The 9,819-nt window shown below is 45.2% G+C and carries 10 protein-coding genes; 4 read left to right on the plus strand and 6 right to left on the minus strand.

Going from position 1 to position 9,819, the window contains the following annotated elements; all coding sequences use genetic code 11:
* Both B4K20_RS06685 and B4K20_RS06690 read left to right on the plus strand, forming a co-directional pair.
* On the plus strand, nucleotides 1-1,217 hold a 1,217-nt coding region (locus tag B4K20_RS06685; RefSeq protein WP_289282331.1), incomplete at its 5' end, for a pyrroloquinoline quinone-dependent dehydrogenase.
* A gap of 105 nt (nucleotides 1,218-1,322) precedes the next feature.
* Entirely contained in the window at nucleotides 1,323-2,012 is a 690-nt protein-coding gene (locus tag B4K20_RS06690) for a class I SAM-dependent methyltransferase (protein ID WP_289282332.1), read from the plus strand.
* On the opposite strand, the gene dbpA is transcribed toward B4K20_RS06690, so the two are convergent.
* From dbpA to B4K20_RS06720, 6 genes are all read right to left on the minus strand, one after another.
* Nucleotides 2,009-3,391, minus strand: a complete 1,383-nt coding sequence (dbpA, locus tag B4K20_RS06695; RefSeq protein ID WP_289282333.1) for an ATP-dependent RNA helicase DbpA — start codon at nucleotides 3,389-3,391, stop codon at nucleotides 2,009-2,011. The genes B4K20_RS06690 and dbpA overlap by 4 nt on opposite strands.
* Before the next feature lie 208 nt (nucleotides 3,392-3,599).
* Nucleotides 3,600-4,514: an ADP-ribosyl-[dinitrogen reductase] hydrolase gene (gene draG, locus B4K20_RS06700; RefSeq protein WP_289282334.1), complete on the minus strand. Its 915-nt coding sequence runs from the start codon at nucleotides 4,512-4,514 to the stop codon at nucleotides 3,600-3,602.
* A 178-nt stretch (nucleotides 4,515-4,692) separates the two neighbouring features.
* Nucleotides 4,693-5,769 carry a molybdenum ABC transporter ATP-binding protein gene (gene modC / locus B4K20_RS06705; RefSeq protein WP_289282335.1) on the minus strand — a complete coding sequence of 359 codons (1,077 nt, stop codon included), beginning with the start codon at nucleotides 5,767-5,769 and terminating at the stop codon, nucleotides 4,693-4,695.
* On the minus strand, nucleotides 5,766-6,443 hold the full coding sequence (modB, locus tag B4K20_RS06710) for a molybdate ABC transporter permease subunit (RefSeq protein ID WP_289282336.1): 678 nt from the start codon (nucleotides 6,441-6,443) through the stop codon (nucleotides 5,766-5,768). The genes modC and modB overlap by 4 nt, the downstream gene beginning before the upstream one ends.
* Nucleotides 6,444-6,465: 22 nt before the next feature.
* On the minus strand, nucleotides 6,466-7,221 hold the full coding sequence (gene modA, locus B4K20_RS06715) for a molybdate ABC transporter substrate-binding protein (RefSeq protein WP_289282337.1): 756 nt from the start codon (nucleotides 7,219-7,221) through the stop codon (nucleotides 6,466-6,468).
* 15 nt (nucleotides 7,222-7,236) lie between these two features.
* Nucleotides 7,237-8,025, minus strand: a complete 789-nt coding sequence (locus B4K20_RS06720; protein WP_289282338.1) for a TOBE domain-containing protein — start codon at nucleotides 8,023-8,025, stop codon at nucleotides 7,237-7,239.
* A gap of 606 nt (nucleotides 8,026-8,631) precedes the next feature.
* On the opposite strand from B4K20_RS06720, the gene B4K20_RS06725 reads away from it, so the two are divergent.
* Both B4K20_RS06725 and B4K20_RS06730 read left to right on the plus strand, forming a co-directional pair.
* Nucleotides 8,632-9,096, plus strand: coding sequence for a hypothetical protein (locus tag B4K20_RS06725; protein ID WP_289282339.1), 465 nt, complete (start codon nucleotides 8,632-8,634; stop codon nucleotides 9,094-9,096).
* A 63-nt stretch (nucleotides 9,097-9,159) separates the two neighbouring features.
* Complete coding sequence (locus tag B4K20_RS06730) at nucleotides 9,160-9,783, plus strand: DUF6988 family protein (RefSeq protein WP_289282340.1); 624 nt, start codon at nucleotides 9,160-9,162, stop codon at nucleotides 9,781-9,783.
* Nucleotides 9,784-9,819: the final 36 nt, after the last annotated feature.

The following is a 9,819-nucleotide window of genomic DNA, read 5'->3' on the forward strand; positions in this document are numbered from 1 at the left end:
CCGGTATCAACATGGCACCCATGGTGTACAAAGGCCAGGTCATTATTGGAATAACAGGTGTCGGTTATGGCTTACATATTGACTCGCCAGACGTTAATGCACCTTTAGGTGCTGTGGTAGGCATTGCTGGTGAGTATGGACGCAGAGGATTTCTCGCCGCCTATGATGCTGATACCGGAAGTCCTTTGTGGCAGTTCGATACTATTCCCGAACGCAATTGGGAAGGGGAGTTTGTTACTACCACGCCTGCAGGAGAAACCTTACCCAGAGATATCAACAAAGAAAAAGCCATGCTGGCAGCACATCCAGATGCGTGGCGTTATGGTGGTGGTTCTGCCTGGAGCACGCCAGCCATAGATGTCGATACGGATACGCTGTTTTTTGGCACCGGTAATCCATCCCCACAGATGGAAGATTCATCACGACCTGGAGATAATCTCTACACATCCTCTATCGTCGCCTTAGATGCCATGACAGGTAAAGTGAAATGGTATTTTCAACAAGTCCCCCATGATCTATGGGGATATGATGTGGCCAGTCCTCCGGTATTATTGACTGTAGACAAGGGGGGCAAACAGATTAAAGCGTTGGGTCAGGCGGGAAAAACTGGCTGGTTTTATGTGTTGAACCGCAATACCGGCAAGCTGTTATTCAGAAGCGAAGCTTATGTACCGCAGCAGAATATGTTCAAACTGCCTAGTGAAGAGGGTACGGTTATCTACCCAGGTGTGCTTGGTGGCTCGAATTGGTCACCTGTTTCGGTTGACCAACAACGTGGACTCGCTTTTATCGCTGGTATTCACTGGCCCATAAGTTATCGCTTGCATCAAATGGATGCTAGCGATGGTGAATCTGGGGTCAAATATTCGTCTATGTCGCCTATGAATGATGTTGAGCACTATGGCCTATTAACGGCCATGGATATCAATACTGGCCAAATTGTGTGGCAGCACAAAACACCAAATCCATTATTAGGTGGTGTGCTCAGCACGGCTGCCGGTCTCGTTTTTACTGGTGAAGGCGATGGTCGGTTATTAGCCTTTGATGCCGTCTCAGGTGAACTCTTATGGCAAGGTCACTCCGAAGCCGGCGTGAACGCGCCACCCATCAGTTATGAGATTGATGGCAAGCAGTATATTGCCGTGGCCAGCGGTGGCAATAAATTATTCGGATATACAACGGGTGATTATATGAAAGTATGGGCTTTAAAGAATTAGTGTGTCAGCGAGTTAACAGCTCGCAGTAATATTAAAAAACGGTTAAGTCTTTTTTAAGACTTGTTCACCATACTCCATCTCATTCCACATGACGTAGGTGATGAGATGACAACAGAGTCGAAAACAGACCTTGAGTTTTCAGGTAAATACGATGATACACACGCGAGAGCGTACTTTGAAAAACATCAGGATGGTTTATGGCGTCAATTATCTAATTGGCGTGATCACCAAGTGGCCAGAAAAGCCCTGAGCTTAGCTGGTGACCCCCAGACTGTATTAGACGTACCTTGTGGTACGGGACGTTTCTGGTCTTTATTGTGCGAACAGCCACAACGCCAGATTTTTGCTAGTGATTACAGCCAGCATATGATCAATACTGGCATGCGCTATCGTGATAAAGCCATTACCGATCGGGTCGAAACCTTCCAATCATCGGCATTTAGTTTAGATGTGCCTGATAATTTCGTAGAAAATATTTTCTGTATTCGTCTTATTCATCACATTGGTGATGCACAAGATCGACTGGCATTGCTAAAAGAGTTTCACCGGGTCACGCAAAAAACCGTGATTATCTCGCTTTGGGTGGATGGCAACTTTAAAGCCTGGCGTCGTAAAAAATTAGAGAAAAAACGCCACGCACGCGATTACCAAAACCGCTTTGTGATTAATCAGCAAACCATTGAAAATGAATTCAGACAAAGTGGCTTTGAGATAAAAGCTGCCATCGACTTTTTACCTAAATATGCAATGTGGCGTACTTATGTACTTGAGAAGCAAGACTCTGTATTAGCTTAACGAATTTGTCTGGCGCGAACAGAGCGGCCTTTCACTTTGCCTTTAGCTAAGTAATTCATGGCTTGTCTAAGGGCACTTTGTTCAACGGCAACGTAGCTGGACATATCGCGAATATCAATTTTGCCTATTTGCTGACCATTTAAACCGGCATCACCGGTTAAAGCACCTAAAATATCACCCGGACGAATTTTATTTTTACGACCACTATCCAGCTGGATGGTGGTCATTTTGCCTTGTAGTGTGAAGCCTGAGTCTGGCTTGAGTTTTGATATGTTGCCGTAATTCACTGGTTCGGACCTATAGTTTTCGATGGCGACAACACGTGGCGCATCAGCGGGTGTGACAATACTCATTGCCATGCCTTTTTCACCGGCACGACCCGTACGGCCAATACGATGCACATATACTTCCGGATCGCGTGGAAGTTCGTAGTTAATCACCATTTCCAGAGCGGCGATATCCAGACCTCTGGCCGCAACATCCGTCGCCACCAATACCGGGCAACTGTTATTAGCAAAGCGAATCAATGCCTGATCACGATCCCGTTGTTCAAGATCACCATGGATGGCTGCCGCTTGTATTTGTTGACTGGATAACCACTGAGCCACTTCATCACACTGCTTTTTGGTATGACAGAAGATAACGGCATTACTCGGTTTGTAGTGTTGAATCAGCTTGATTAGCGTCTCATCACGTGCATGTTTATCAACATCAAAAAACAGCTGTTCAATAACGTCTTGCTTGTGTTCAGAGACAACCTTTACTGATACTGGTGACGTTTGGATGGATTCACTCATCTGCTGAATCGTATCCGGATAGGTGGCAGAGAACAGGGCGGTCTGACGTGATGTGGGCGTTTGATCAATGATGTGGTGAATGACTTCTGCAAAGCCCATATCCAACATACGATCCGCTTCATCGAGAACCAGTACTTTTAGCTGATCTAACTTTAGGCAGTTTTTGGTATGTAAATCATTCACTCGACCTGGCGTGCCGACCACGATATGTGAACCATGCTCTAATGACGCAATCTGTGGCCCGATAGGTTTACCACCGCATAAAGTCGTTACTTTAATATTCGGCATAAAGCGTGCGAGTTTTCTTAACTCGCTGGTGATTTGTTCTGCCAGCTCACGGGTTGGGCTTAATATCAATGCCTGCACCCCAAAGAAACGCGGATTGATGCTATTTAATACGCTGATACCAAACGCTGCTGTTTTACCACTGCCAGTTTTCGCTTGAGCGACCACATCCCGGCCTTTTAATAACCAGGGTAATGTTTCTGCCTGAATGGCTGTCATGCTGTCATAACCTAATGAGGTTAATGCATCCAGTTGTTGCTGAGATAAGGGGAGGGACGAAAAAGCAGTATCTGACATAGGAACTCAATTAATAATCACGTGCATGCGTGATGGCTGTTCAGCGGATATGAAAATAAGACTTAGCGTGGTTCCGCAATCAAGACTGAACTTCTTAATGGGAGAGAGATAAACTCAGAGAGCTATAGTCCTTTGAATATAGTACAGAATTATACCTTGCTCGCCTTAGCAAAGCGATATAACACTTTTTCGTCATAGCAGAAATAGTTTACTGACTGTGTTCGGCAAGTTTTTCTGCTAATGAGACTAACGTGTTTGTTTGCTGTTTGATCTGCTGATAAACAACTGGATCAAGCTGTTTTAACCATCGCTCGGGAATAGCATTAACACGATATTTGGCACCGGCCAACATACCTGCTAGAGCACCGACAGTAGTAGCATCTCCTCCCATATTGACGGTCTTGATCACACAGTCTTCGAGATTATCGGTCGTATGAAAAAAGTGCAGTACGGTTTGTATCGTATCCACGATATAGCCAGAGCTATGACCAGGATAAGGTGAGAAAGCAAACTGGGGCTCTTTTTCAATGAATTCAGCAATCTTTTCTTCAGCCAAATCAGTTTCTTGGCGAATTAAGTGTTTTACCAAATAGCCCAACATCTGACTGGCTTGGTCAGAAAGGCTATTGTGATGAGTAAAATGATTTTGTTCACACAGCCAGCTTTCAAACGCCTCATCCTGATATAGACAAATCAAAGCCAGAGGCAAAATACGGCTACAGGCACCATTACCCGCATCGTGATCATCATAAGGTGCCATCAAGTCACCGGTATTTTTATAACGACGGATACCGCGCAGTACCGCCTCGCTGATATCAGTTGGATGTTTACTCAGCCAGACCACAAAGTAATCAGCGGCGACTTTAATATCCCAACCTTGAGCATCAATAATGGCCTGACTGAGAGTGAGTGTCATCTCGGTGGCATCCGTCACATGACCCTGTGGTAAACCTAACCAACCACCACCGGTAATATCTTTATGAAGGCCGTAAGTTTCGTGAATTTGTTCCGGGGTCATAAATTCTAAGGTGGCACCCAGCGCATCACCGCAGGCAAAACCAAGATAGGCGCCTAAGGCTCTTTCGTAGAGAGAGGATGCGGTTATGGTTGTATCTGAGTTCATTGCTATTGAGCCTCAATTATCCATTGTCGAGTAGGTGTGAACATTTATGTGTTCCGAAAAGCTGTCGGCAATGATAAAACTGAGCATCCACCGTCACATTGATCCTGATCATGAATGGTGTAAAACGAATGATATTTATTTAAGTGAAAAGGGCTGAATAGCCAGAAGAGCAGTATGTTTATTCAATAATGGCAGCAGATTTAATCTGTGCCCAAATCTCATCACCGACAGAGACACCAAGGTGATGAAACGAACGTGAGGTAAGACGACACAGTAAATAGTTCGCACCTACCTTGAGTCGAACCAATAAAATGGCGGGGTGATCACCTTGGCTGACTTCTTCAATACGAGCACGTAAGGTATTGGCAATACTGGATTCTTCATCAGGAGACAAGGTGAGACTGACATCCCTAGCCTGTACTTGCAGACGCACCTGACTACCGATAACAAAGGTCATATCTCTGACCCACATCTTGCCGCCATCAAACGCGGCTTCTGCAAGATGCCATTCGCTCTGGATCTGCTCAATCTTAGCTTCAATAATCACACTGGCCTGCTCATCCAGTTGTGACGATAAATCCAGCCGTGAAAGGGTGTGATTGAGCGCACCGGAAGCCTCAACCTGGCCATCTTTCAGTAACACAATATGATCGGCTAATCGTGCGACTTCTGTGGGCGAGTGGCTGACATAAATCACCGGCATTTTTAAGGTGTCATGCAGCTTTTCTAAGAAGGGCAAAAACTCACGTTTTCTGGCTACATCGAGAGCGGCTAGAGGTTCATCCATTAATAATAGTTTTGGGTTCACTGCCAGACTTCGGGCAATGGCGACCCGTTGTTTTTCACCGCCAGAGAGTTTGGCTGGTTTGCGATCAAGTAAATGCTCAATCCCTAACAAGTCGATGGTTTTATCGAGTGGAAAATCGGTATTGCTTTGTTTTCTGCGTTTAAAAGCATAATTCAAATTGGCCATCACAGTCAGATGAGGGAATAAGGCCGACTCCTGAAACACATAAGCAATTGGGCGCTGGTGGGATGGGACAAAGGTGTTGTCATCCTGCCAGACATCGCTATTAAACACGAACTTGCCTTTGGCTTTTTCCAGCCCCGCCATACAACGCAAAATGGTGGATTTACCCGAACCCGACGGACCAAACAAAGCAGTGACACCCTGAGCGGGTATGCTCAAGTCAACATCCAGCGTAAAGCCGGGATGCTGAAGATAAAAGCGGGTTTCGATGCCAGACTTGCTCATGCGAGTTTTCTTTTATTGGGGTTAAACAGATACAGCAATAACAAGGTAATAAACGAAAACACAATCATAATCGCCGATAGCTCCCAAGCCTGGTCATATTCTAAGGCCTCGACGTAGTCATAAATCTGCACAGACACAACCCGCGTCACGTCAGGAATATTGCCACCAATCATTAACACCACGCCAAACTCACCGACAGTATGAGCAAAGCCCAGAATGCCGCCTGTTAAGAATCCAGGGAGTGCAAGCGGCAAGGCAATAGTGAGAAATCTATCCAGTGGACTAGCGCCCAATGTGGCAGCGGCTTCCAGATAATGCTCATTGATATTTTCAAAGGCCAGCTGTATCGGTTGCACAACAAAAGGCAGGGAATAAAAAATAGACGCAATCACCAACCCGCTAAAGGTAAAAGGCAAGGTGCCCAAACCAAGTGCCTGAGTCAATTGCCCCACCGGCCCTTCAGGCCCCATCGCCACTAATAAATAAAAGCCAATAACCGATGGCGGTAATACAATCGGCATTGCTACCAATGCCTCGATAGCGACTTTGGCACGACAACGGGTACGAGCTAACCACCACGCAATAGGTGTGCTGATCAATAACAGCAAAATGGTCACAATACTGGCCAGTTTTGTTGTGAGTAAGATGGCAGCTAGATTCGCGTCGCTAAACATGATGCTTTACATTAATCCATGCTCAATGTGAATAACCATAGGATTCGATAATCGCCAGGGCTTTCTCAGATTTAAGGTAGTCGAGCAATGCTTTTGCCGCATCATTGTGTTCTGCTTTTTTGAGTAATACCGCATCCTGACGAATAGGTGAGTAGAGGTCTTTAGGCACAATCCAACCCGAACCTGAACTTAGCTTGCCTTGTTTCATAACCTGCGATAAAGCCACAAAACCTAGTTGGGCATTATGCGTAGCAACAAATTGATACGCCTGTGCAATGTTTTCTCCCATCACGATTTTGTTGGCGACATCGTCATAAATACCCAGATTATTTAATGTCTCAACTGCTGCTTTGCCATAGGGCGCAAGCTTAGGATTAGCTAAAGACAAATGTTTAAACTGACCTGTCCTCAACACATCTGGACTTTGGCTATCCACAAAACCGACTTTGGGGGACCATAAAATCAATCCGCCCTGAGCATAGGTAAAACGGCTGTCTTTAACGCTGAGTCCATCTTGTTCAAGTGCGAGAGGTTTAGCTGCATCGGCGGAAAGAAACACATCAAAAGGTGCACCATTTTTTATCTGGGCAAAAAACTTACCGGATGAGGCAAATGACAGCACCGTGTTATTATCGGTCTCCTTATCAAAGGCAGCCGCAATGTCCTGCATCGGTTCGGTGAAATTGGCCGCGACTGCCACCATCACGGTTTGAGCTTGAACGTTGCTGATGGTAAATAAACAGAAAAGGGCGGTGAGCAGTTTTTGTAATGTCGTCATTGTGAAGTCTCAGTTTTAATTCGCCACGGCAAGGATCACGTTGGACGCTTTAATTAACGCCGTGACTTGCGTGTCAGGTTTAAGGTCCAACTCTTGAGCGCTGTCATTGGTGATGGTGGCTGCCAGTGTTTTGCCACCATTGAGTTCAATAATCACTTCTGTATTGATAGCGCCTTCATGGCAGCGTGCGACTTTGCCAGTGAGCTTATTGCGGGCACTGGTTTTTAGCTGATGGTCTAAGGTCAGAATCACCCACGAAGCCTTAATCATCGCGTAGGCTTCTGTACCTTGTTTCAGCTCAAGATGCTCAAGACTATCCGATGTGATGTTGGCGACAATTTCATCTTCACCGCCGATATCCAAAATCACTTCGTTTGAAATTTCACCTTGCTTGATCGTTTTCACTTTGCCAAGAAACTGATTGCGGGCACTGGTTTTCAAATCAAATCTCCTGATGAGCTGATAATAGGCATCAAAGTCATCTACCACGTTATTTAATTGCTGTAGAACACGCTCACGTTCTTCATCTAGCCGACGATACGTGCTGACCAATCGACGGCCATGATCAGTCAACCTGGCTCCACCCCCATCACGACCACCTTTACGTCGTTCTACCAAAGGGCTCTCGGTCATATTGTTAATGGCTTCGACCGCATCCCATGCCGTTTTATAGGTCATACCTAAGGTTGTTGCTGCGGCGCGAATCGAGCCTGTGGCATCAATCTGCTCCAACAAAGCCATATGATCGTATTTACGACCACGACTGAATAAAGCCGATGTGGTGTCTGCATGTTGTTCAGGCATATGGTTTTTACTGTCTCTAAATACCGATAGTAGGTATAACTATATATCGGTGCGCGAAACACTACAATCTCAGCTTTGATGCGTCACGTGATTTGTGATCGGTTCAAAAATGAGAGAACTAAAAATTAGGTGGTTATCTGCAATAGTGCACAGAGTGATGACAGATACATTATCAGCACGCTAGAGCCGGAAGCCTTCCATCAATAGATGGAATTTGAAGTGTTTGAAAAAATGATTATTGCTTAGCTTAAGCGAGTTAGCACCAGATTTTTATCATCCAATGCTTATGAGTGTTGCTTAGCAATAAAAACTATGAAATATTGACCTAATATCAATTGATTGCACTGCGATTTAAATCTCAGCTCGTAAAGGGCTTAAAGGAATATAGAAATGGAACATTCAATATGAATATCGCTTTTTCTCAGAGACGTATTCATTTCCAAGAGAATCAAAATATGGCTCTATTCCTCAAAAAAATTAATCGCCGTTTCTTTTTTAATCAAATGCTTAGCAATTTTAAAATGGAATTATGAAGTGACTTCTTTAATATTTATTATGAAGCCACAGGCTTCATAAAAGACACTGTTAGGCATACAGGAGAGCATCGTGGAAAAATTCCAAGTAGCACGAAAAATTGTTGTCTGGTCTGCTGGTTGTGCGTCCTCTTGGGTCTGCCTTCAGTTGATACTTTTTTTTGGTGTAGAGAAAAAGTCGTTTCTACAAATATTTGCCGATATTCTAGGCGGAGGTGCAGCCGGCGCAGGGCTAGGCATATTATTCTTCTTGGTGTTCGGAGCTATAGGGTGGGTATCTGGTGCCATCTATGGGGCCCTCGGGCTATTTTCGCTTATGTTAGGCGGCGCTCTTGGTGGTCTTGGTATTGGGTCTCTTATTCACATTGCGAGAAACCCAGATCACTATAATTTCAACTTCCCTATAATACTTGTCGGTTCTTTCGTCTCGTTCCTACTTATCAGGTGGGTATCGTCAAAAGTTGGTCGGCTCTATGACACGCATGGCCCATCATTAGCAAAATGGTTTATGGCTAAGCTCGATGGAAAAAATGCCTAACAATAAAAAGCAGGCGGACGCGTAAACGCGCCGCTGTTTTAGGCGTTAGGTGCAATATAGACAATGAGCGCAACCGAAATTTTTGATGAATCCGATAGCCTTGCCGGAAAGCTGCAAAAAGTAATTGATTTACCGCTCTTTGATAGTTCATCAAGAATTAGCACCAGTGACGTTGCCTGTTCCCTTTCACTGGAACATTGGCACTCTGCAAGAGCTCTGCTTCGAGCAAGCCTTTTGCCGTCTGCTCTCGTGGTTCACCGTGCGCAATTTGAAGCGCTCACTCGCTCGATTTGGCTTACATATCTTGCTTCGAGTGAACAAATATCGAAATTGACTGCAGATCTGTCAATAGAATCAGAGCAAGCGGCAAAGAATATGCCGCAAATCGCCCAGATGATGCAGGCTCTGGAAAAAAGCGGGCCTCAACATGCATATGATGCGCTTATCCGTTTCAAGGACAATTCATGGAAAGCGCTTAATTCATATGCTCATGCAGGAATACATCCGATCAGAAGGCATCATGAAGGGTACCCTCTCAGGTTGTTGCATGATGTTTTGCGCAATACCAATGGATTAGCTGTTATGTCATGCATGCAAGCTGTAGTGCTTTCAGGTCAACAACCGTTACAGCGAACTATCCTAGACATCGCTGGGAGGCATCCTGCGTGTATGCCGCCCCCGATCTGACACCTAACCATGCCAGTCACGGCGACGTCTACTACA

Origin of the sequence: Methylophaga sp. UBA5088 (assembly GCF_002414625.1) — a bacterium.
Taxonomy (GTDB): Bacteria; Pseudomonadota; Gammaproteobacteria; order Nitrosococcales; family Methylophagaceae; genus Methylophaga; species Methylophaga marina.

What these genes read in the sequence shown, in the direction of transcription:
- draG (WP_289282334.1), bottom strand. Translation starts at nt 4,514, where the DNA reads ATGAACTCAGATACAACCATAACCGCATCCTCTCTCTACGAAAGAGCC.
- modC (WP_289282335.1), bottom strand. Translation starts at nt 5,769, where the DNA reads ATGAGCAAGTCTGGCATCGAAACCCGCTTTTATCTTCAGCATCCCGGC.
- B4K20_RS06730 (WP_289282340.1), top strand. Translation starts at nt 9,160, where the DNA reads ATGAGCGCAACCGAAATTTTTGATGAATCCGATAGCCTTGCCGGAAAG.
- modB (WP_289282336.1), bottom strand. Translation starts at nt 6,443, where the DNA reads ATGTTTAGCGACGCGAATCTAGCTGCCATCTTACTCACAACAAAACTG.
- B4K20_RS06690 (WP_289282332.1), top strand. Translation starts at nt 1,323, where the DNA reads ATGACAACAGAGTCGAAAACAGACCTTGAGTTTTCAGGTAAATACGAT.
- modA (WP_289282337.1), bottom strand. Translation starts at nt 7,221, where the DNA reads ATGACGACATTACAAAAACTGCTCACCGCCCTTTTCTGTTTATTTACC.
- B4K20_RS06720 (WP_289282338.1), bottom strand. Translation starts at nt 8,025, where the DNA reads ATGCCTGAACAACATGCAGACACCACATCGGCTTTATTCAGTCGTGGT.
- dbpA (WP_289282333.1), bottom strand. Translation starts at nt 3,391, where the DNA reads ATGTCAGATACTGCTTTTTCGTCCCTCCCCTTATCTCAGCAACAACTG.